This window comes from Yersinia intermedia, from assembly GCF_900635455.1.
GTDB lineage: Bacteria > Pseudomonadota > Gammaproteobacteria > Enterobacterales > Enterobacteriaceae > Yersinia > Yersinia intermedia.
Genome location: NZ_LR134116.1, coordinates 1,912,346 through 1,936,555, shown reverse-complemented (window position 1 = coordinate 1,936,555; position 24,210 = coordinate 1,912,346). Strand labels below are relative to the sequence as shown.

Sequence of the window (24,210 nt, the reverse complement as noted above, 5' to 3'; positions counted from 1 at the left end):
CCTGCAACTCGAATTATTTGGGGTCTAAAGGTTTAGAATCAGAATAAAAACCGCTATCCCGTTTAGGTATGGTTAAAACTATTCTGACTCGCCTCGCCCCCAAGGGATGGATGCTCACTCAGGTATTTCAGTGAGGATTTAAAATCATCGATTAACAACCCTGCGAAATCCATCTCGAATCCGCGACGGCACATGATACGCATGACCACCACATCAGACATCTCCCCATTCAGGGCAAATGCCGGCACTTGCCAGCCACGTAACCTCAAGCGCTCAGAAAGGTCATACAAGGTATATCCCGCTTTCGCCCCTTCTTTGATACGGAAGCAAATGGCAGGAATGCCTTCATACGGGCTACCACTACAATAGAATTCATAAGGCCCCAGTGGAGCAATTTCTTTGGCCAGAAATTCTGCCACCTGATAACAAGCGCTTTGTACCTTGGTATAGCCTTCACGCCCCAAGCGTATGAATTCATAGTATTGGGAAATAACTTGCCCCGCCGGGCGCGAGAAGTTAATGGCAAAAGTGCCAACCTGACCGCCGAGGTAATCGACATTAAAGATCAACTCTTCAGGTAACGCCGCAGCGTCGCGCCAAATAACCCACCCACATCCTAAAGGCGCTAAGCCGAATTTATGCCCGGATGTGCTGATTGATTTAACCCGTGGCAAGCGGAAGTCCCATTCGATATCAGGCGCAACAAACGGCGCTAAAAAGCCCCCACTCGCCGCATCGATATGCATATCAATATCAAGGCCGGTATCCTGTTGCAGTTTATCCAGGGCGTCATGTAAGGGTTTTGGTAACTCATAGTTGCCGGTGTAAGTCACACCGAAAGTGGGGACGACACCAATGGTATTTTCATCGCATGCCTCGATCATCCGCTGTGGATCCATAAACAACTGCCCCGGAACCATAGGGATTTCACGTATTTCGACATCCCAATAACGGGCAAATTTATGCCAGCACACTTGTACCGGGCCACAGACAAAATTAGGCTTATTAGTGGGTTTACCCGCGGCTTCCATTTTTTTGCGCCAGCGCCACTTCATGGCCATGCCGCCGAGCATGCAAGCTTCTGAAGAACCGATGGTATTCGTCCCAACACCTTGCCCACCTTTTGGCGTAGGGGCATTCCACAAGTCGGCCATCATGTTGACACAGCGCATATCTATCGCCGCCGACTGCGGATATTCCTCTTTATCAATCCAGTTTTTATTTATCGAAAGGTCCATCAACTTGTGGACGTTATCGTCATCCCACGTCTGACAGAATGTGGCAAGGTTTTGTCGCGCATTACCATCAAGAAATAGCTCGTCACTAATAATTTGAAAAGCAATATCCTCACGCATTTCCTCTTTAGGGAACACTTTACTTTCAGAGATATTACGGATCGCTTGAGAACCAAAGCGAGAATCTAATAACGTTGAGCGATAATCATCTATCGTCTTTCTACTCATTTTCGACTCCTTCCTAATTGAGATAAACGTTCAATTAAAAACCAGCAAAATCAAGCAATTACATAATTTAAGATTATTATTGAATTTAGTGAACAACAAAGAAATACACATGGTCAGAACATTGTCATGATTTCACTTACTTATAAAAGTTAGCACTGGAAAAAAAATGTGCCATACAAAAATAGGTGTCTTATTAAAAATAACTGTTTACTGACGCTCACTGTGCGGCCTTTTATAAGCGCCGCACAGAACAACAGTAATAAGCCCCCAAAGTTAAAAAACGAAAACTGAAAAAATTAAAGGGCCCGCGAACACGCCATGAAAGCACCAGTACCCGCGCCTAAGGCGCGCAAGTAACCCGAATTGAGGTGAACGTAGTACCGATTGACGCCGCCATCCGACTCACGGGACCAAAAGAAGAGGCTGCGCCAATTAGATGTAGAAAAATTCCCCACCGGCCCCCATTCATCCCAGAGTCGTCCATCTGCGGCACGAGTACCGTAGCCGTCTATTGCCGCATTTGTCATTTTTAGATAACTTGGCGTGGCGTACCCCTTTCCTAAACCAGCACAATAACTATCGACCCCCGCCGCATCATTCATGTTACTGCCGTTATTGACGAACCAGGTTCCGATGGTGAACGCGTATGTCGCTTTAGAGCCGCCGCGTCCATCAGCAATACTGATGTTTACCGTTTGTTTGGATGTAGGTTCGCCGATTAGCGTGACCGTTCCCGTGGCATCTACTGAGACCCACGGTGCCAGCGGATCGCTGGTAAAGCGATAGTTGCTGTTGTCACTGGCACTGCTCCCGTTCATCCAAAACTGGAATGTAGCACCCTTAAACCCGGTTTGTGGGAATCCTGAGTTCATGGCAAAGCTGGCGCCATTCACACTCACCACCGGAAGCGTTGCAGGCACCGCAACGGTGTAAGTTGCACTGTTAAAGGTGGCAGGGGTATTTTGTTTTGGGGCCCCAGTGAGTGACGAAACCGTCACTGGTGCCTTAGCCGATACGGTCAGGCTTTTGCCCAGGAAAGACGTACTGAACGGAGCCGTTAGCTGCGCTTGCGTCAATGCCACATTATTGTATTTCCAGGTCCAGATAACCTCAGAAGTATTAATGGATGTACTTAATCCCGTGTCACCGTCCTTGTCCTGCAATTTCAGACTGGATGCTGAAACCAAAAAATCCGTGGGCTTCTGGAATAAAGATACCGTAGCATTGTTGGCCACTGCGGTGGTACCGTCTGGAAACATCACCAGCAACTGCCCTGTCGCTGTCGGTGCTGTGCCATTTATCGGCCCGGCGCTACGACTCAGTCTGGCCCATGCGGTTGACGTTACACTGCCTGCAATCAGCACCAGGCTGACCACCGAGACGGCAACCTTGCGCCCATATTGCCTTTGTCTGTTTGTCCGCCGGTGCTGCTGATCAGTGTCGGTGTGGTAGGTCTTGCTTCTTATCATTTTATCTTTCCCGGGCCGGTCTGAAATGTGCCAATAACAGTCGCTATCTGAGTGCCCGTATGTAGAGCAGACGTTCAGATAACCCCTGTCGTGTGTAAACGCCGCCGTTATCGATGAAAGCAGAGCCGCTGAAGCGGCCTGCCTGCGTACGAGTCATTCGGTCTTCTGATCTTGCTGAGGTAAAAAAACCGAATGACGTGGCGTCCCTGCCACGTCCTCTGCCGGTTATGGCTGCTTGTTGACGTAATCCACTGCCAGGTTGTAACCCTGCGCACCAGATGCCGCGCCGGTCAGTGGTGTCCCGTTCGGGGCCGTGTTCACCGGAACGGTGAAGTTGGCATCTTTCACTGAAGTAACAAAACCATTGGCTGGTGCAGGAACTGGAACCGTGTCAGCACTGGCGCCAACCAGTCTCCAGTTGTAGTTCACGTCAGGGGTCAAGTCAGTACGTGTCGCGGTATCATCACTGCTCCACAGTTTAAACACGTAGGTGGCACCCACATTCAGTTTGGTCGTAGAACCGATAAGGTTAGTGGTGAAGCCCGTATCACTGGCCAGGTAAATGGCTGGAACCACGTTATTACCCGGAATGACCGGACCTGGATCCGTCGGGTTCGGGTTCTCTGGGCTGGTCTCGGAGATATCACCAATAGTAATAGTTTGCCCTGGCATCGGGTCACCAGAGGCCGAGTATTCCTGCACAACCACCCGGATTTTTGTCGCACCCACTGCGGTGGACGGCATAACCATGACACTGGTCCCGGTACCGCCCACCGTCGCGGCTGGGGTGTTCACGGATGAAATATCGGTCCAGGCAGTCCCTTTAAAGTAAGACCAGGTGACGTGGGAGTTAGATGCATCACCATCGCCATCATCATCGGTATAGATGTAGCTCATGGTGATGGTATCGCCCGTAGACAGTTTGCCCGCCACCGCTTGCGCAGCCGACAACTTGACCGAGTGAGCGGTGCCCCCGACCACGGATTTCAGTATCGGTGGCATGCCCTGGATAGTCCCGGTGCCCGGCGTCATGATGGCGTAGGCGCTGGTCATCGTTAAACCAGCGACGGTAAGTGCCAGCGCCAGTTTTTTTAGCGTGAATTTTTTGTTTTCTTGCATCATATTGCCCTTAAATATCGAGAATGTGTCACTCTCTGGTGTGATTTCCATGTGCCAGTACGCTCAACATGACCCGTACCGTAGTACTGTTACTAATTGCCATTTATGCCTGTTTGCCGTCAGTTGAACTCCACTTTCAGACTGAAGCCTTGATCTCCGGGTGTAGCACCTGAGCTTGACGCGCTGTTCACCGGCACGGTGTAAGTGTCGGTAGTGGCCCCCGCTATCGCATGGCCCGATAACGTGACCGGCGTACTTTCCCCTGCGGCCGTAGCATTACTGCCGTCCAGTTGCCATTGCATATGGCTCACGGTCGCCGTCAGATCAGCCTCGCCCGCATCCCAGACCCCGTTACCGTTGGTGTCATCCCAAGCCCGGAAGACATAAGTCGCTCCCACCTTCGGATGGGCGGTAGTTGACCGCGAGTAATCAATTGCCCCACTGCCGGCAGCCGGATTGTCTGAGGCCAGGAATATCCCGCTACTGATACCGGTACCTGAGATGACCGGACCGGGCGGCGTCACCGTACCGCCGCCGCCGCCCGCCCCTGTCAGGCTGGTATCCAGCACCAGAATCGATTGTGGCCCCCGCAGCGGAATACCCGTTTTGGATTGCTCCCAGAACTCCACCTTGATGGCCGAGGCGCCCAATGCACTGGCCGGGAGAACAATGGTCGAGGTGCCTGTACCGTTGTTGTCAGCCGCCACATTGGTCATCGTCGTTATCGGCACATCCACGCCATTACGGGTGTAGTACCAGGCCACCGTAGACAGCGAATCATCCGCATCCCCCTCCGCATTGGTGTAGTGATAGGTCATCACTATCGTGTCTCCGGTAGACAACTCGCCGGGAGTAGCAAAAGTCCCGCTGAAATCCACCGAGTGGGGCTGGCCGTTGGATATCGCACTCAATACCGGCGCACTCCCCCAGACAGGTGACGTGGTCGGCGTGCTGCCCGCCCAAACCGGAGTGAATACACTGCCTATCATCCCCAGCGCCAGAACGGCCACGTTCCACTGCTGGCGTTTTCCCTTATTTATTGTCATGGTCATTGTTACCCTGTATTCGCTGATGAGCCTGCTTCGGCAAGTTAGTAGTTCACTTTCAACCCAAAGCCCTGATCACCACAGGCCACACCGCTGTTACTGCTGCCGTTAGGGCGCGGTGTAAAACTGTATCCCGTGGCCCCGGTATCAAAATTGTTCAGGGTGATGGCGCACCCCGCCGTATTGGCCCCATCCAGTGCCCAGTGCAAGCTGTCGGCTGGCAGCGTCGAGGTGATATCCACATTCGCCGCGTTGTACAGTTTCACGGTATAGGTCACCCCGACCTGAGGGTGATTACCACTGACCAGCACATCCGTGCCCGCCGAGTCGACAATCTCCGCCCGCGCCACATTGTCGCGCCCCCCTGGATTACTGAAGGTCACAATCTGAACATTGCTGCGACCATAGTGATTAAAATCGGCCTGTAATGAGAACGTTCCCATTACGGTACTGACCAATTCCAGTACGTAATAGTTGACGCCATCACGCACCTCAACTTGCGTGTTCTTGAGGCGAATACAGGGTTCTGGATTACCGGAAGCATCGAGCGGACAGGCACTGCCCGTCACCAGAGGTACAGCGGCACCGGTCGCTTTGTCTGTCAGCAGCCAATGGGGTACCAGCCGGCTATCCGTTACTCCGATATCTGCCGGATTAACCAGATAACCGGCGACCTTAATCGCATCGCTGTCCCGCCCCGAGGCAGGAACATCAGCCGCACTTTCCAGCATCAGCCGCCCGGATCGTTGCTGACCTACCTTAATGTCAACAGGATTAGAGGTAGCCTGTCGGCCTTGCTCATCCACAATACTGATGGACAGGGTATACAGGTTGGTGGCTCCGGGTGCCGAGTCCCAGGCCGGTAGGGTAATTTGCCAGCCTTGTGGGTTAGTGGCTCCGGCGGTGGCCAGCAGACTCAACGGCACCGTGTCACCGTTCCAGGTCACACCAACGATTTTATATTTGCTACGCACCAGCGGTTGCATCAGGTAGATGTCACCCTCCAGTAACGTCATTGGCACCGCAGCCAGATCCAGTGCTAACGAGGCTTTCTCTTTATATTCCAGTACGATATCGTTATTACGGTCAACAAGGTCATACCGGCTGCCCTTCAGGCTGCGCATCGCCGCCACATTGGCCGGATCCAGTTGTTTATCCAGTGGAGTGCCAATCTGGTAACTGACGCGTAAACCCACCTCGGTATTGTTTTTCCCCTGCTGTCCCCGCTTATGAATAAGCTTCAAAGTGGCCAGCGGGAACGGAGTGTAATCCACCCCCACGGTCACCGCGCTCGGGTCTTTTTGCAGATTGTCCTTACCGAACAGTGCCACTTCATCACCGTAGTACTGCTCATAAACCACGGAGGCACCTAACTGTTGATAGGCAGGCAGATAGCCCTGAGCGCGCACATCAAAGCCACGTGCCGGGCGTTCCAGATAATCATCAAAGTCTTTGGAGTCTTTCCAGCCAGACAACGGATGATAGTAGTTGGTTGCCAGCTTGAGGTTATCAGCCCACCATTCAAGGCCCAGCCCCAATCGGCTGTGATTGCGACTGATATCCTGATCGAAGAAGGTGTTAGCACCCAACAGCCAATCACCCTGATCAAAACGCACCCCGGCACCGAGATTGCCGATCATCCGGCCATCCTGACCATGAATACCCACTTGGGAAAAGGCCACCATGGCGTCATTCTCATACCAAGGCGAGAACAGTGAAAAAGAGCTCTTGCTAAGGCTACCCTTGTCGTCCACGGCTAAATTAACCTGTGCCTTGCCAAATTTGCCGAGCAGGTCTTGTGCCTGTTGCCGGAGTGGATCAACCGCCTGCGCCTTCGCCTGGCCCATCGCCCACTGGGTAGCCTGATTTTTCATCTGGTCACCGGTCATCGTGTTCCAGTTCTGGGACCCAACTGCCTGCGCCACTGCGGCTATTTTCTGTTCATTTTCTTCTGTCATTGGTACTGGGGCATTACCCATCCCCATCTCTGGCAAATCACTGATAATGACTCTGACGCCGAGTGGCTCAGGCGGGAACAGCGGCGAATTGGCAGGCAGCAACAGACTTTCACCGGCATTCAGCTCATCACGCGTGTCCAGATTTCCGTTATTGAGCTTGCGCAGTTCACGTAAGTTCAGACCGTTTTGTAGCGCGATCTGATAAAGACTGGTACGACTGTCCACCTTATAAAGACGCGTGTCTGAGGACTTCGCATACCCTATTTCTGGGGTCAATCCGAAGGCAATAATCCCCCCCATAAGTGATGAGGCGATAATGGATAGTCTGACAGGTTCTTTCATTGATACATTCCCCATGGGCAGCCATGCAGCCGGACCGTGTAAACTAAAATAAACAAGAGAAACTGCACTCCCCGATAGCGGGAGTTATTGCTAATCTTTGCGTTATAATTCAACGTCCATCCGGCCGGTGTTCACCGAGAATAACGGCCCTTTAATGTCACCGTGCACAGGGGTAATAACGTAACCTTCAATGCAGCAGCCCTGATTTCTGACCGTGTGAATAAACGTGTTCGACAACCCCAACTGCGACAATTTGCTATTCACCCCTTGCATGACCCGGCACAGCCGCGGATAAGACGGCACCAGCCCGGCATGCACCCAGACCGTGGTCAGTATCTTGTTATAGGTAGCCACCTTGCCGTTGGCATGCAGCAACAGGTACGCCAGTAACCGCATTTCTGTGGCACCCAGCCTCACGGTGTGGGCCTGGCTCTGGCGATCAACACCGTGAGCGAGGCGCTGCAAAACACGGTGGTGAACATTCACCAACACCTCCTCCCCCACCAGAAACCCACTAACCTCCGTATCTCTGCTCTTCATCATCGGGGGAGATGGACTGACGGCACCGTCAGTTCGCATTCCCTTGCGAATATCAATAGACTTAAGGGAAAAGCGCCACATTACTGCGCACCTCCGACTTATTCATGGCGGACCGCTGCTGATCACTGGTGATTTTTTCATTCAATTTATTAGTGAAAATAACCGTCGACTTAAATAGGTATTTAGCCAGGATTTCTTCGGGCAAAATAAATATGCCCCACCGAAAATAATCTTCTATCATCGCTATCGTGCAATTAAACATATCGCCACCCAAGGAAATAACCCGTAAATTAATTAATCAAAGTAAATTTCACCATAGAAACCGAGGGATTAATCCCAGCCGTATTTAATGGACGAAATGAAGTTATTGACTTCACATCTGAAATAATAATCACCGCAAGGATAAATGAGCTATTAAGAACAAGTGTCAATAGATAGACCTGTTATTCCACGTTATTTCGCCTCCCTCATAAACGCTAAATCACACACCTAACTTGTAACGAATCGTACAAGAAAAAAAATATTTACAAAATAGCCTGAAATCATTTTTTAGTGCGCGAATTATGCGAATTAGCCGTTAACAACACAAAATATCGAGATTAAAAACTAAATTATGATAAATTTAAAGACTAAAAATCTAGAAAGGAATAAGTGAGTGGGTGGCGTGGAAATTTAAATCTGTATGTTGATATTATTTTTTTATAATCAACAATAATAAAAAAATACCCATTGACAATATAACAAAATATATCATCATTAAATGTAATCGGAAGATTCATACAGAATATTACATTTTTAATGTGTAATTTTTTATTGACACAAATCATGATGACATTCGCGGTTAAATATTAACCAGGGATGTTAAAGCATACCCAATTTGCGCTCATCACTAAAATTGGATGCTGCCATAAAAAACATGACTACTTTTTGTTATTTTTAATACTCATGATGACTCCACTTACAATGGAAATAATAAAAATATTGTTAACGTGGTTGCGCCATAAAGATCCGATGAAATACTTTGGTTTGATGCAAAGTATTAGCGCAAAAATACTCATCATGTATCTGTTCCGAACGCTGCCAAAAGTGCAATATTTGGCAGCGCACGGGCAGTAGCACTAAAAAACGGAGGGAGGCTGACAGATACAAAGCCCCCAGTTGCTGGCTGACGCGCATCTGAAAATTGGAACGCTGACGCTCTAAAGCCCAGGGCACCTGACTGTCATTGAGTTCATACCCCAGATTGTTGAAATCCGAGAAACTATAATAGTGGCGGGTCGAATACCGGTAGGCCGCCAAATCCACAGCGGTGCCGGTGCTCAACAGGCTTTTGGCATAACGCAGCCGATAAGAGCGGCCTTGTTGCTGTTCATCTTGCCCCTGCAATCGGGCCGTGGGGTTGTTTTAACCACAGATAAATGCCCCCCCACTATTAAATAAAGGGAGCGTTAATACAGATAAATCAAATATAAATAACGATAATTAATTTATTATTGATATGTGCATACTGATTTAAATCGAGCGATTAAATATAGAATTCCCGCCCCCAAAAAACGCGGTTGTTATCGGCAGAGGATAAAATCACTGTCAGTTACCTCGGTCATACGGTCATAGAAAACTCTATTTTTACTGAATATCGGTATGCGGCGCTAATGCTGTTGCGCCCCTGAACAAAAAAAGATGAGATAAACCGGTATTGGCTACGACACCTTGGCTAAATCAGGATGACATAATGATAACAAGGTTTTAAAGAAAGTATATTCGAGCATTTATTTAGCTTAAATGTAGATTTTTATATTGTTATCATGGTTATTTTATTTTCTTACTCTACAGACTTAGCTTTTACATGAGATAAACAGCACAAACACTCACTGAAATAATGGTGAAACACCGTAAAAAAGCGCTTTAATAGCATAATAAGGTCGGCACTGATTCAATATTCCCTTCACGCTTGATATGGCGTGGCACGACCTCCAGCAAGGAAAAATTTACTGCACGGTGGAAAAACACGGCATCTTTTGTACCAAAGGCAGTGATGGTTACAGGGTTAATCAACTCACCGTTATTGGTATAAATAGTTGCATGTCGCCAACAAAATATTATCAGCGGCTCGGAAATAGTAGATTATTAGTGGAAGTTCACTCTTAACTGCCCCAAACGGGGAAAGTGTGCCCTAGGGGCAGCCGCAAGTGATGTTCAATACGACGTCACGCAGTAGCCTGGTCTCTACCGTGTAACTAACGTTCCCGCCGTCCCGGCAAGTACTGCATCAATATCTTTTAATCCGCCAATATGGGCCACTTTACCAGAACGGTTGACAAAGCGACTGACCGCCATGATTTTAGGTCCCATAGCACCGTCTGCCACGGCCATCGGTGCCAGTTCTTCCGTTGTTGCAGAGCGAATCGCACTTTGTTGTGGTGTTCCCCAATTTTGATAAATCGCATCTGCATCAGTGAGGACAACCAGATGATCAGCATTTAACACTTCCGCTAATAGCGCACATGATAAATCTTTATCTATTACAGCCTCACTGCCTACCAGCCCATTATCATCAGCCACCATAGGGATACCGCCCCCTCCGTTACAAATGACGATATGATTTTTACTCAACAAAAGATGGATAGCTTCAATATCGATAATTCTTTTCGGCTCTGGTGACGGTACTACGCGACGCAAATGGCTACCGTCTAACTTCATAACCCAGCCATATTTCTGCTCTAACTCTTGCTTTTGCTCTGGTGCGTATATTGGACCGATAAATTTACTTGGTTCTTTATAGGCCGGATCGTTGCCATCCACCTGTATCCGTGTCAATAAGGTGGTTACAGGCTGGGCCGGATGAAACGCAGCCAACTGTTGAGCCAGCATATAACCAATCATACCTTGGCTTTCGGCCACCAGAATATCCAATGGATATGGCGGTACATCGCGATAAGCTAGATTCTGTAACGCCAGCAATCCGACCTGCGGGCCATTGCCGTGTACAACCGCAATACGGTATTTCTTTGCCAACTTACCAATAGCATCGGCAATTAATGCAATGCTTTTGTACTGGTTCTCAGCAGATAAGACCGCACCACGCTGCAACAAGGCATTACCGCCTAAAGCAATCACTAAGGTTTCCATGTTAATTCCCGTCCAAAAGTAAAAGGTAGCCCTACTGAATGCCTGATTCAGCATAGCGACACCATAATGTTAAATGTCAGAACAGCAGTGGTAAGCAGTTATGGCCCTTGCCCCTAGCCATACTCCCAATAAGGTATCTGCCCCGGAGAAATGTCCAATCTGTAACAGCCCATGCACCGCTCGCGGTAAATGCTGCGGATCCAATAATCCCTGAGCCAATACTTGCAACGGGGTTGCGAAAATACCGCGTTCGGCATATTGCAGATAACTTGCACTGACCGTCGTGGTCAGTGCATATATTTCAGTATCGTGTGCAAAGAATGGTGGTAGTTGTGCTATATCAATCCGGTGATCGAGATGAGCAACCAGTAACATCCCCAATAGCGTGTCGTCATTACTCGGTGTCAGACCGGGCCCTTTACCCAGCACTTTGCCCCAGTCCACCACTTCCCCCCGTAGCCAACGGTAGAAAAATTGCTCCAACTCCCGAACCTCATCACCAGTCGGCTTGCTAACTAAATCACCCAGTTGACCGAACAGCCCCGTCTCTGCCGCGAGCGGACTTAACACCGCCCGCAGCAGTGGCAGTTTAATCTCACCATGAATCGCTAATTCCAGATTGAGAAATTGGTTGTGTCGCTGTATGCATAGATCACCTAACGCAATCCCAATAGGACTGAACTGACATTCATCAATGAGAAGCAATCTATCGGTGATATGGTCAAAATCATCACTGGCGATTTCCCACCCCATCGGGCTCAGACCTAACCCCGCACGATGCAAAGTCAGCAACTGGCCGTTCTGTGTCAGGAAATTTATCGCGTTATTAAAGCGCCCAACACAGAGTAACCGGCCATAATCCAGGCTGGCATGGTGGCTAACGGCTAGTGCGTAAATATCCATAAAACCTCCATGCACGTATGGGTATTAACCTGGTGAGTTGCTGTCGCGGTTAATCACTGAGACCCAGCTTGGCTGCTAATGCTGTAATCGCCTTCTCAAAGCACCCCAAAGGAGCACGAACAGTTCCCGCACCAATCTGCCCCACCCCGGCTTCACGGTGAGCTATGCCGGTATTGATTAAGGGGGTAATACCTGTTTCGACAACCCGGCGAGCATCCAACCCAATACAAGCCCCCTGGAAATCCCAGGTTGGGATCTGCAACATCATGTTGCGTTCTAAATAGATTTCCGCCATTTCCTCAGAGATATCCGTTGCTGCACTCATCCCCCCTTGCGCGCCGACAAAGCGCGTGACACCAGGTGCTGCCACCATTGCAGCGCCACCTATGCCAAAGGTTTCAGTGATCGCACTATCCCCAATATCTGGGTTAGCATCCGCCTGACTAAAGCCAGAGAAGAATAAGCCTTCAGGGGTATTTACTGGCGCCGTAAACCATTGATCGCCCATCCCGCTGATTTTCACCCCAAAGTTACTGCCATTGCGGGTCATCACCGTTACGATGGTTCCTTGTTGAATTTCAGCCCCGGCATCCATGGCGGCTTTACAATAGGCCATTGCCAGGTTGAGGAAGAACTGATCCGTGATACTGAGGAATTGCAGCACCTTGGTTAACTCAGCTTTGTCGTGGTTGAGTAAACTAATTTTTGGTGCCAGCAGCCGCATCAGTAATGCTGAAGCGGCAATATTACGTTGGTGGAATTCATCACCCATGCTGATGGCCTGCGCCATGATGGCGGTAAGATCTATCCCCCCATCAACACCTGCTAATACCTCTTTCAGTACCGGTGCCAATGAATCCCGCATCCAACGCAAACGTTCCTGCACATCCGCACCATATGCGCCAAAACGCATAACCTTACCGATACCCTCATTCAAGTTGCAGTAGGCATAGTTGCCATGCACCTTATTATTGACCACCACCATTGGCATGGTGGCTGAGGTAATGCCACCCATCGGGCCTACCGCACTGACGTTATGACAAGGGATAAATTCAATTTCATTATTTTCCAGCAACGCTAAGGCTTGCTCTTCGTTCTGTGCCCACTGTTCAAATAGACAAGCGCCAATGCATGCACCGCGAACAGGCCCACTCATTTCTTGCCAGGTTACCGGTGGGCCGGCGTGCAACAGTTTGCGGCCTTGCGCCAGTTGCGGGATCAAATCTTTAGCGAGTTCAACACTTTGCCAATGTGGACGTGCTTCACGGATCCTAGCGATAACCGCTGCGTTGGCTTGCTCAATTGTTGTGTACATATCATTCCCTTATTTTAATTTTTTCAGTATGTTAGCCAATTTCTGATTACCACCCGCAACCGGCCCCCACTGGTAATGCACGACTGGAATCTCGTTGGTTTGCAAATCATCGGCAAAGCTGCGCAAACCCGCGTTAATTACCGAGACGCCGGCAAGCAACGCAGGCTCCGGCAACACTTCCAACATCGGTTGAGGTGTAACCAATTGGTACGCCAACATCACGGCGGCGGGCAGTGTTGGCATTACGGCAATGTCAGCAGCAACCAGCGTTTCGATCTGCTTAGAACGTTGTTGTGGGTCCTGTTCAGTACCAGTAACAGTTGCAATCACAGCCAATGGATGCGCATCACCACGTTTTTCCCGGAGCCGCTTAACTTCCTGAACCAGTGACAAGGCGGGATCTTCTTGCGCGCCAAAACCAATCACCACGTCAAGCAGCAGTACGCTGACCTGCGGTTGATCCGCCAAACGGGCAATTTCCTGATTACGGGTGGTGGGATCGATCATTGGGTGCGGTTTGCCTTGGGTGTAGAAATCGTCGCCCATATCAATGATTTTATGACCATCGATAGCCAACATCAGGCCATTAGGGTGATGGTTATCCAGCGTGACTCCCAGTCGTTCGGCGAGCAACATCGCGCACTCTGCTGCAAGCGTGCCACCGGCATATAAGCCAACAATACTGCCACCACAGACCGAGGGTTGTAGAGCTGCCATCTGCTGCACATACCCCAGCATGGCAGCCAAGCGCGCCGCTTCATCAAGGGTGTCGGCGAAATAGATATTTCCGTCCCGGCTGACTGGCGCTTTTGTTCCAAGGAATAACGCCACGACCGGTTTTGCGAGGAGTTTCATTTCAGCAATTACCCGCTGGCGTACTTGTGGTGCAGGTGGTTTAGAGACAAAAGCTAATACCAGGCTATTGGGATCCGCCCCCAGTATTCGCAACGCTGTCAGTGCACTGATGCCGCCAATTTCTGCGGTGAGATCACGCCCCCCTAAACCAAAGGCATGAGAAATCCCCTGACCCGCAAGTGTAATTTGCGATGTCAGCTCCTGAATGCCCGTCCCCGAAGCCCCAATAATGCCGATAACACCCTTCGGTACCTTGTTGGCAAACGCCAAAGGGGCACCCGCAATATTGGCAGTACCACAATCTGGCCCCATAACAATTAATCCGTTATGGCTGGCCTTGGTTTTCAGAGCCAACTCTTGCTCTACACTGACGTTGTCTGAAAACATCATCACATTGCAACCAGCATCTAATGCATCATCCGCTAGCGCTGCGGCGTATTCACCCGCAATAGAAATCAGTACCAGGTTCGCATCTGGCAGTTTTGCTTGCGCAGTACGCCAACTACGCGCCTTATGCAATTTTTTGCCGCTATGATGTCCCAAGGCGATAGTTTTTAGCGCCGCCTCCAATAATTCACTGATTTCTGTGGTGATCGCTGGATCGGCAGAATCAGCCTTAATAGCAACACAGATATCGTTAGGCGTTGCCTCTCCAAATTGTGGGTGCCAAAATCCGGTGACCTCCAGTAACGATTTGTTGGCAGGAGTACCCATCATGACAGAGATTTCATCTACGCCAGGTGACTCACTGAGCTTGCGGGAAATAAGCATCAGGCTGACAGAATCCTGAAAACTTCCTTTTTTAATAAATGCATGAACCATAGTTTTATTCCTTTACACTGCATCTGATTTTTATTAAAAATAACAGGTCAGTAAATATTCCAATAAAATGCCAGACATGATCATTGAGACTAAAGTACAAATAAAAAAATGGTGTAATGGTGAGTAAAGTCACACTTTTCCATTATTAGAAATTACCATTCAATACCATGGTAATTAGATTAAATAACATCATACTTCTTTTTAATTTTTCTAATAATAATTAGTCGATTTAATAAATATTTAATTCAATAAAACAAACCCCGTCTGGATCACATTATTTAATTAATGGGTTTATACATTAGTTATCAGAGGTGGTTTTTATATGCCCAAGGAATTTCTCATGACGGTCAGCGACAAGATGAAAAACTCAGGGTAGAAACCGTGTAACAAAAGGACTGAGTATGAAAGTTTCAAAAGCACAACTGAATCAACTTATACAAAATAAAATTCATGCTGCTGGATTGAGTCAAGACCATGCTGCAATTGTCGCCGATGTGTTAGCACACGCCGATGCCAGGGGGATTCACTCCCACGGTGCGGTACGAGTGGAATACTACGCTGAGCGCATCAGTAAAGGTGGGATCAACAACCACCCTAATTTCACCTTCACACCAACAGGCCCTTGCAGCGCAGTCTTTGATGGTGACAATGGTGCGGGCCACGTTGCGGCTAAAATGAGCATGGATCATGCCATTGAAATGGCGAAGTCTGCTGGCGTAGCCGTCGTGGGTGTCCGCCGTATCGGTCACAGCGGTGCATTATCCTATTTTGTGCAGCAGGCAGCACACGCGGGCATGATTGGTATTTCATTATGTCAATCAGATCCAATGGTCGTCCCTTATGGTGGTGCTGAAGTCTATTATGGCACCAATCCTATCGCCTTTGCGGCTCCCGCTGAGGGTGAGGACATCGTAACCTTCGATATGGCAACCACGGTACAGGCTTGGGGTAAAGTGCTAGATGCGCGTTCGCGTAATGTCCCTATCCCTGATACTTGGGCGGTAGACAAAGAAGGCAAAAATACCACTGACCCCTTTGCCGTTAGCGGGCTATTGCCGATCGCAGGGCCAAAAGGGTATGGTTTGATGATGATGGTGGATATTCTTTCCGGCGTGCTGTTGGGGCTACCGTTTGGTAAACATGTCAGCTCTATGTATCACGATCTCAGCAAAGGCAGAGAATTAGGGCAATTACATATTGTGCTTAACCCTGCTTATTTTACCGATGAAGCTGTATTCCGTAAAAATATCAGCCAGGTGATGCAGGAACTGAATGCAATCACACCGGCTCCAGGTGTTAAACAGGTTTGTTATCCAGGTCAAAACAGTCGTAACCGTGAGTTATTAAGTGAAAAAAATGGTATCGATATTGTAGATGAAATTTATCAATACCTTATTTCTTCCGATATCTATCAGCGTTCTTATGATAATAAAAGTCCCTTTGCCAGCTAATCTTAGCTAATAATTATTGACTTAAAAAATAATTATTTCCTGAGCAGCTTACCAAGCATTTATTTTATGGAACCACGAAAAATGAAACGGTTTGAACAAGAAATAACGGCTTCATCACAATGGTTATCCGCATTTGGTGCTGACCCCAGTGGTGGCATGACGCGCTTACTTTACAGCCCTGAGTGGGTAGCCGCCCAGAAAGCATTAAAAACTGCATTTGAGACCGCCGGACTTACTGCCCATTTTGACGGTATCGGTAATCTCTCCGGCCAGCTTAAAGGAAGCAAATACCCCGATGAAATCATTATGTCCGGCTCGCATATAGATACCGTGGTGAATGGCGGTAATCTTGATGGTCAGTGGGGCATTGAAGCAGCATTTATCGCCATTAATTATCTGCACGCCACTTACGGCAAACCTTTGCGTACCCTGGAAGTCATTTCACTGGCAGAAGAAGAAGGCAGCCGCTTCCCCTATGTATTCTGGGGCAGCAAGAATGTGCTCGGACAGGCAAAAAAAACTGACGTGGCTACCCTTAGCGATGCCAATGGGATCAATTTTATTGATGCCATGCATGATGCTGGCTTTACAGTCACGGATGAATGCCAGCCACCGCGCCGTGACATCGCTGCTTTTGTCGAGCTACATATCGAGCAAGGGAAAGTATTAGAAACTGAAGGCCAAACTATTGGCGTGGTCACCAGCATTGTCGGTCAACGTCGCTATGATGTCACTCTGATCGGCGAAGCCAACCACGCGGGCACCACGCCGATGAGTTATCGTAAAGACACCGTGGAAGCATTCAGCCGTATTTGCTGTGAATCTCTCGCTAAGGCCCGTGCAGAAGGTGATCCGCTCGTACTGACCTTTGGTAAAGTCACCCCTAGACCGAACACTGTTAACGTCGTACCGGGAATGACACAATTTACTATCGATTGCCGCCACACCGACAGTCAGGTACTACAACGTTTCACCCATCAGTTGGAAGCCGATATATACCGTATCTGTGATGAGATGAGTATTAAAGCTGAAATTGATTTGTGGATGGATGAAGCCCCTATTCCCATGGACCCTACATTAGTCAATGGGGTGACACAACTGTGTAAAACACATCAGTTTAATGCCCGGCTGATGCACAGCGGTGCCGGTCATGACTCGCAAATTTTCGCACCACAAGTACCAACCGTAATGCTATTCGTGCCAAGCATCGACGGTATTAGCCATAATCCAGCAGAACGAACTGCCACCAGCGATTTATGCGAAGGCGTTAAAATTCTGGCGCATACCCTTTATCAATTAGCCTATCTGGAACAGCCGGACTGGCACTGAGCAAGTCGGTGTCGCCGATGTTCGGCGCACACCCTTATATAAAGTTAAATCAGGAGAATGACCGTGGGCTACTTTACTAACCAGATTGGCTATCCGGCTGATATTCTTTCGTCCCGCTCCATTATCAAGCGTGATAATTATGCACTGATCCCGCCAGAGGGTTTGGTACGCAATATTATTCCGGGTTTTGACAATTGTGATATTACTATTCTTTCAACGCCAAAACTCGGGGCCAGTTTTGTCGATTATCTGGTGACTCTGCATCATGACGGTGGTAACAAGCAGGGTTTTGGTGGTGATGAGGTCGAAACCTTTGTCTATGTAATCGAGGGCGGTGTCACCGCCAGTGCTGATACCACGGCACATGAACTTACTCAAGGTGGCTATCTCTATTGCCCAGCAGGGGTAATGTTACGGTTGGCGAATAATAATGCTGGCAAGAGCAGTAAAGTTTTTCTCTATAAACGTCGCTATCAACGCATTGATGGTTACCAGGCACATGTTGTGTGCGATAACATTAATAATCTGGAAAAGATCCACTACGAAGGTATGGACGACGTCATCTTGCAGGATTTGCTACCAAAAGATATCGGTTTTGATATGAACATGCATATTCTGTCGTTCAAGCCAGGGGCTAGCCATGGCTATATCGAAACCCATGTACAAGAGCATGGAGCCTATATTCTCAGCGGTGCGGGGGTGTATAACCTGGATAATACCTGGGTACCTGTGAAGCAAGGGGATTACATCTTTATGGCAGCTTATGTACCGCAAGCCGGTTATGCCGTTGGCAAAGAAGAGTTTAGCTATATTTATTCAAAAGACTGTAACCGCGACGTAGAAATATAATAAGTGGAAGTTTGATGTCATCAGTGGGCCACGCCAAAATGCGTGGCCTTTTCACTTATTTAATTGACTAACTTTTGACCAATTTTAATGGCCTGGGCAACATTGCGCGCACATTGTTGCAGATTTACTTCTCCTTGGGCCAGTACACGGTCTAAAGAGTCCAACCGTGGCAAAATACTGAACACCGCATCAATACCCTGCTCATATACTGCTTCCACCCCCTCCCCCAGCACCCCGGCAAGTGCGATTACGGGCAGTTGGAACTCTTTAGCCAACATCGCAACCCCGGTGGGCGCTTTCCCCCCCGCCGTTTGACTGTCCATACGCCCTTCACCCGTGATAACCAAGTCTGCGGTGGCAAATGCCGACCTTAGTTGCACCGCATCCATGATGATATCAATCCCCGGTTTCAATTCACCTTTTAATAATACCGTTGTCGCAATCCCCATACCACCAGCGGCACCGCCGCCCGGCAGCGCCCGAATATCTTGGCCCATTGATGCTTTAATAACTTCAGCCAATTGATTCAACCCTTGCTCAAGCTGCGCCACCATCTCCGGTGTTGCACCTTTCTGCGGGCCAAATACCGCCGCCGCACCGCGCGAGCCAACCAAGGGGTTATCTACATCACAAGCCACTTCCAATCGGCATTGCGCCAGACGGGGATCTAAATTGTGGAGATCGATTGCGACCAGTTGCGCCATTTCACCACCGCCGAACGGCAACTCATGGCCATCACGATGTTGGAAATGTCCACCCAATGCTTGCACCATACCAATGCCACCATCGACCGTAGCACTACCACCAATACCCAAAATAATATGGCGGATCCCCTGATCCAGAGCATGACGTATCAGCTCACCAGTACCATAACTGGTCGCTTGCAACGGATTGCGCTTATCCGCAGGAACCAACATCAACCCACTGGCTGCCGCCATTTCGATCACTGCGGTATCCCCATCGCCGATCACACCGTAGCAAGCGTTCACTTTTTGCCCTAACGGCCCAGTGACCAGTACGTATACCTTGTGACCACCAGTAGCATCGATCAGGGCATCAACAGTTCCTTCACCACCATCGGCAATCGGCAGGCGCAAACATTCGACCAAAGGGAAAACTTCGCGAAACCCCCGCTCAACGGCAGCAGCAGCCAGCTCAGCACTCATACTTTCTTTAAACGAATCCGGCGCGATGACAATTCTCATCTTTTATCCTTAATCAGGTTATTTAATGCGATCCCACGGAATCAAGTTTTCCACTAACAATGCAATCAAGATGCCCATCAACAAGCCATTGCTGACTAAAGGACGAATGAGGACAGGCATAGCTTGAAGAAATGAGGTCGGTATACTCATAAAGAAAACACCGAAAAATAAGGGAATAGCCAGGCGATATATGTTTCTGGCATTCAGCGACATCTGTTTGATAAACAGAACGGCTGAATAGAGTAGTGGTAAGTAGGACACCAGCATGACTGCGCTACTGATAGTCAATGGGATGCTACAGAAAATGCGGGTCAACCAAGCAAATGAACCCATCGTCAGAAATAGCAGGCAACCGATGATGAAAGAACGTAAGCGGCTGTCCTGAGTTTGTGTCAGTAGACCAATTGACGAGACAAAAGGTGAAAATGGCACAATTCCTAAGGGTGCAGCGCCCATAGTCATCAACCCGGATACGATAAAACTACGACGATACATCGCCGTTTCTGACTGCTCATTCGGATAGAATTGGTCGGTACCGCGAATTGCACCAAAATTATTGGAGATATTTACCACCCCGGTCAGTACCGTGGTGATGATAATTCCTGGGTGTAGGTTGCCGGGTTCGCCAAGAGGAAACAGCAGCCAGCCTTGTCCATCAGGAATAAATACTGTAGGTGTAAAGAACAGCAAATACAGTGCCCAACCCACCATGGTGCCAATCAATAAGGTATATTTGCCGAGTTTGGGGGGGAGTAACACGATCATCACTACCATCAGCATCATGACCCCCAGCGCCAATGAAAAAGTGGCGGGATTGATAGTCACGGGACCGCTGTAAATACCAAATGGCATACCTAGCATGCCTTTCATAAATACATTAATCAGTTGCGCGCCGAGTAAAAACATAAACACAGCCATCACGCCGGGGCGAAACCATGAGGCCAAACGATGCCCTAATCCACTGATACCAATGATAATAGTCACCACGCCTGAAATCATAATACCCACAGCCAGATTGCCACCAATCTCTACCAACGAAGTCCCGTTAGCTGACTCACCCAATGTTAGGGTTAAAATAGTTATCCACCATAGCCCGGTTGGACCTTCCATAATTGCACGCCGGTGGCCCCACAATGCCTGACTCAGGCAGGCAATCGCGGTAACAATAAAGGTGTACTGGGTAATGCAGAAAGTTGTTTCAGGTGATAAATTGAAAGCCGATTGCAATGTAGGTGGTACAACTACAGTGTTACAAAAAATAAAGAAGAACCACTGAAAACCAGACAGCCAATGGCCACGTTCTCGTTCATCTGAGCGCATGAAAACACTATCCTTATAAAACGACATAACTAATCGCCCCCAAAATATTAGGGGCGATTAGCGGGGAGATTATTGCTGGTGTTTCAGAATAAATTTCCCGGTAGGAGACGTCGATACACCGGTTTCAATATCGTAAATCACTTTGCCGCGTAAGATAGTTTTCGCTACTCGTGCATTGATTTTACGGCCAATGTAAGGGCTGACCTTATGACGGTACTCAAGATCTTCTGCCTGCAGGGTATAGCTGCTATTGGGCTGAATAAATACCAGATCGGCATCTTTCCCTGGGGCAATACGCCCTTTGTGCTTCAGACCGAAAATATCCGCCGCGTTGGTGGCCATCAGCTTGGCGAAAGTGGTTAATGGCAGTCCGCGTTTTTGCACCGCTTCGTCATACATGATGTCGACACAGTTTTGCAATCCGGCAATACCACCCCATGCCTGCATAATGTTACCGGCTTTCATATCTGGCGGGCACGGTGAATGGTCGGAGACCAAACAGTCAATCTCGCCATTGAAGAGCTTATCCCATAGCCCGCGCTGATTTTCTGCATCACGAATAGGCGGTGAGCATTTCGCCAATGTGCCAATTTTTTCGAACTGGTCAGTATCCAATACAAAGTAGTGAGGGCAAGACTCACAGGTGACCTGCTGGCCTTCCTGACGAGCACGAGTAACCTCTGCCACCCCTTCCGGGCTACTGATGTGGCAAATATGTAAACGACAACCTGCTACTTTTGCCAGATACAACACGCGGCGAATGGCTTCTACTTCAGTGAATACAGGCCGTGATGCGACATAATCATGTGCCGTTACTTTGCCAGCAGCCTTGGCTTCCCTACCGAGTTCATCGCAGATCAATGCGTTTTCTGCATGCACCGCGACCAGTTGATCCAACTTCGCCAGTGTTTGTAATCCTCTGAAATATTCGAAGTCGTTCACATCACGAAAGTCGTTGCTGACACTGCGATCGCCACAGGTAGCCACAAAACATTTAAACGCCACAACACCCACTTCATCCAGTTCGTGCAAACGGTCAAGGTTATAGGACACTAACCCACCGAACTGCGCGGCATCGATAGTTAACTTGCCTTCGGCGGCAGAAAACTTCATTTCTATCGTGGCGCGATCTACTGTCGCCGGTAACTGATTGAGCGGCATTTCGACCATGGTTGTGATGCCACCTTTGGCCGATGCGCGAGTCCCCGTTTCATAGCCTTCCCAATGTGTGCGACCGGGTTCAGACATATGCGAGTGAGCATCTATCATCCCTGGTGCAACGACCATACCGCTGGCGTCAACAACGTCGCGACTCCCTGTTAACCCCGAGCCAATAGCCGCAATCTTGCCATCTTTAATAGCAATGTCGGTTACTAATGCTTCATTTTCTAATACTACGGTTCCGTTTTTAATAATCATATCGAAAGACATAGTTATTCTCCTAGGTAAGGTAAGATATTATTTTCATTTACTTACAATAACGGTTATTTCCATCAGGCATATTCGGTTTTATTGGCGATAGTTCTGCGTTTAATTAAAACATAGAGTACGAACGCAGTAATAACGCCAACAAACCAAGAAATGCGTGATAATGGTTCTAACAGTGGGATAAACTTCCCGCCCAGAGACAGAATGACGGAAATCAATGTCACGACAAACGCTGTAGTATTGAACCCATTATCGTAATATTTATAATTTCCATCTTCGGTATACAGCGTATCCAGATCGATATCCCGACGCATAATAACAAAATAATGCGCCATCATTACACCAATAACAGGGCCAAGAATACCGCCAATAACATCCAGGAATAAATAAATACTTTCCTGATTCTCCATTAATTTCCACGGACAAATAATAAGGCTAATCAGGCTGGCAATAATAACGCCATTTTTATAGGTCAGTTTTTTAGGTGCAATTGCCGCAATCTGATAACCTGCTGGAATAATATTACCTGTAGCATTAGTTGAGATTGTCGTCATTAATATCACCAGTACAGCAAACACAGAAGCAAAAAGACTGTCCCATTTTTGCACGATATCCAGCACATTCCAGGTATCCACACCATAGTGAATACTGGCTCCAGCCAGAATACATACGCTTGCCACGGCAAACAGGATATAAGCCACGACCAATCCGGCCGTTTGCCCGAATGCCTGTTGACGGAAGCTGCTGGCATTCTGTGTGAAATCAGATGCACTCACTGCCGGTGCAGCCCAAACGGCTACCACCGCATTAATTACCACCAGGAACATAAAACCACTGTGCTCAGCCATCACAACGTTCGCAGGGACATAACTGATAATATTATCGAAACCTGCCAGTGATATGGCCCATATCGCCATCCCGCCGAAGACGATGTAAATGCAGGGATTCAGTACGGCGGTAAACTTATTCAAAATACTACCACCACCCAAACCAATCGCGACATTGACGGCCCAAAAGATAATGAAAGCAATCAGCCCTGGTAGCGACAAACCTAGAATATTGAAATCCCCGCCTAAGGTAAGGAATTCCGGCCACAATTTGCCAATTAAGATCAGAAAGGCCAGAGAGCCGGCATAACATTGCAGGCCAAACCACATAATAGCCGCCACGCACCCCCTCAATATTCCTGGGAATAATGCACCACGAACACCATAAGAAGCGCGCAGGATCATAGCGAATGGAATACCATATTTTGAGCCCGCAGCGCCGTTCATAACCATAACAAATGCAATTATCAATGCACTTAAAATAATTGCAGCCATAATGCTCACAGTAGAGAGGCCAAGAATGAAGAACCCGCCTACCGCGACGTAATTAGGAACGTTATGTACCGATCCCATCCATAATGTAAAATAATTAAACGCCCGCCAGTTCTTTTTATCTTTTGTTTTAGGAAGCAGATCTTCTGGATACCCTCTACTGCGATATACTTCCCTTTTATTTTCCTCTATATCATTCATTTTTAATATCCATTTTAAATAAGCTATGTAAATATTTATTATTAATAGCCATATAAAATCATGTAGGGGACATGCGTACCCAGCCGGATTTGAAAAGTAAAAATATTGGTTATTAATAATGCTTTTTATTTTCCACTACTGTATTTA

Annotated in this window: 18 protein-coding genes; 3 read left to right on the top strand and 15 right to left on the bottom strand. The window is 48.3% G+C overall.

Annotated features, from left to right (window positions below; genetic code table 11):
* Positions 1-62 precede the first annotated feature (62 nt).
* From gad to fdrA, 11 genes are all read right to left on the bottom strand, one after another.
* Complete coding sequence (gene gad / locus EL015_RS08780; RefSeq protein ID WP_005183332.1) at positions 63-1,463, bottom strand: glutamate decarboxylase; 1,401 nt, start codon at positions 1,461-1,463, stop codon at positions 63-65.
* Positions 1,464-1,759: 296 nt separating this feature from the next.
* Positions 1,760-2,932 carry a hypothetical protein gene (locus tag EL015_RS08775; RefSeq protein WP_005183337.1) on the bottom strand — a complete coding sequence of 391 codons (1,173 nt, stop codon included), beginning with the start codon at positions 2,930-2,932 and terminating at the stop codon, positions 1,760-1,762.
* Positions 2,933-3,157: 225 nt separating this feature from the next.
* Positions 3,158-4,054 carry a SinI family autotransporter-associated protein gene (locus EL015_RS08770; RefSeq protein WP_226967842.1) on the bottom strand — a complete coding sequence of 299 codons (897 nt, stop codon included), beginning with the start codon at positions 4,052-4,054 and terminating at the stop codon, positions 3,158-3,160.
* A gap of 116 nt (positions 4,055-4,170) precedes the next feature.
* Complete coding sequence (locus EL015_RS08765) at positions 4,171-5,097, bottom strand: SinI family autotransporter-associated protein (protein ID WP_226719322.1); 927 nt, start codon at positions 5,095-5,097, stop codon at positions 4,171-4,173.
* Positions 5,098-5,141: 44 nt separating this feature from the next.
* Complete coding sequence (locus tag EL015_RS08760; RefSeq protein WP_032905883.1) at positions 5,142-7,397, bottom strand: inverse autotransporter beta domain-containing protein; 2,256 nt, start codon at positions 7,395-7,397, stop codon at positions 5,142-5,144.
* A gap of 102 nt (positions 7,398-7,499) precedes the next feature.
* On the bottom strand, positions 7,500-7,883 hold the full coding sequence (locus EL015_RS08755) for a winged helix-turn-helix domain-containing protein (protein ID WP_158505865.1): 384 nt from the start codon (positions 7,881-7,883) through the stop codon (positions 7,500-7,502).
* A gap of 1,038 nt (positions 7,884-8,921) precedes the next feature.
* On the bottom strand, positions 8,922-9,323 hold the full coding sequence (locus EL015_RS08750; RefSeq protein ID WP_126286782.1) for a fimbria/pilus outer membrane usher protein: 402 nt from the start codon (positions 9,321-9,323) through the stop codon (positions 8,922-8,924).
* A gap of 840 nt (positions 9,324-10,163) precedes the next feature.
* Positions 10,164-11,066 carry a carbamate kinase gene (locus tag EL015_RS08745; protein ID WP_005184494.1) on the bottom strand — a complete coding sequence of 301 codons (903 nt, stop codon included), beginning with the start codon at positions 11,064-11,066 and terminating at the stop codon, positions 10,164-10,166.
* Between the two features lie 69 nt (positions 11,067-11,135).
* Positions 11,136-11,969 (bottom strand): oxamate carbamoyltransferase subunit AllH family protein, encoded by an 834-nt coding sequence (locus EL015_RS08740; protein WP_005184497.1) that lies wholly within the window; start codon positions 11,967-11,969, stop codon positions 11,136-11,138.
* Positions 11,970-12,018: 49 nt separating this feature from the next.
* Positions 12,019-13,284, bottom strand: coding sequence for a YlbE family protein (locus tag EL015_RS08735; protein WP_005184499.1), 1,266 nt, complete (start codon positions 13,282-13,284; stop codon positions 12,019-12,021).
* A 9-nt stretch (positions 13,285-13,293) separates the two neighbouring features.
* On the bottom strand, positions 13,294-14,961 hold the full coding sequence (fdrA, locus tag EL015_RS08730) for an acyl-CoA synthetase FdrA (RefSeq protein WP_005184500.1): 1,668 nt from the start codon (positions 14,959-14,961) through the stop codon (positions 13,294-13,296).
* A 401-nt stretch (positions 14,962-15,362) separates the two neighbouring features.
* On the opposite strand from fdrA, the gene allD reads away from it, so the two are divergent.
* The 3 genes from allD to allE all read left to right on the top strand — a co-directional run bounded on the left by allD (position 15,363) and on the right by allE (position 18,590).
* Positions 15,363-16,412, top strand: coding sequence for an ureidoglycolate dehydrogenase (gene allD / locus EL015_RS08725; RefSeq protein ID WP_005184502.1), 1,050 nt, complete (start codon positions 15,363-15,365; stop codon positions 16,410-16,412).
* Between the two features lie 81 nt (positions 16,413-16,493).
* Entirely contained in the window at positions 16,494-17,741 is a 1,248-nt protein-coding gene (allC, locus tag EL015_RS08720) for an allantoate deiminase (RefSeq protein WP_032906122.1), read from the top strand.
* Between the two features lie 63 nt (positions 17,742-17,804).
* Positions 17,805-18,590, top strand: coding sequence for a (S)-ureidoglycine aminohydrolase (allE, locus tag EL015_RS08715; protein WP_032906195.1), 786 nt, complete (start codon positions 17,805-17,807; stop codon positions 18,588-18,590).
* A gap of 59 nt (positions 18,591-18,649) precedes the next feature.
* On the opposite strand, the gene EL015_RS08710 is transcribed toward allE, so the two are convergent.
* The 4 genes from EL015_RS08710 to EL015_RS08695 all read right to left on the bottom strand — a co-directional run bounded on the left by EL015_RS08710 (position 18,650) and on the right by EL015_RS08695 (position 24,063).
* A complete protein-coding gene (locus tag EL015_RS08710) occupies positions 18,650-19,795 on the bottom strand; it encodes a glycerate kinase (RefSeq protein ID WP_005184515.1) in 1,146 nt (381 codons plus the stop codon).
* Between the two features lie 18 nt (positions 19,796-19,813).
* Positions 19,814-21,115: a uracil/xanthine transporter gene (locus EL015_RS08705; protein ID WP_005184517.1), complete on the bottom strand. Its 1,302-nt coding sequence runs from the start codon at positions 21,113-21,115 to the stop codon at positions 19,814-19,816.
* 69 nt (positions 21,116-21,184) lie between these two features.
* A complete protein-coding gene (gene allB, locus EL015_RS08700; protein ID WP_005184519.1) occupies positions 21,185-22,546 on the bottom strand; it encodes an allantoinase AllB in 1,362 nt (453 codons plus the stop codon).
* A 62-nt stretch (positions 22,547-22,608) separates the two neighbouring features.
* Positions 22,609-24,063: an allantoin transporter gene (locus tag EL015_RS08695; RefSeq protein WP_005184520.1), complete on the bottom strand. Its 1,455-nt coding sequence runs from the start codon at positions 24,061-24,063 to the stop codon at positions 22,609-22,611.
* Positions 24,064-24,210: the final 147 nt, after the last annotated feature.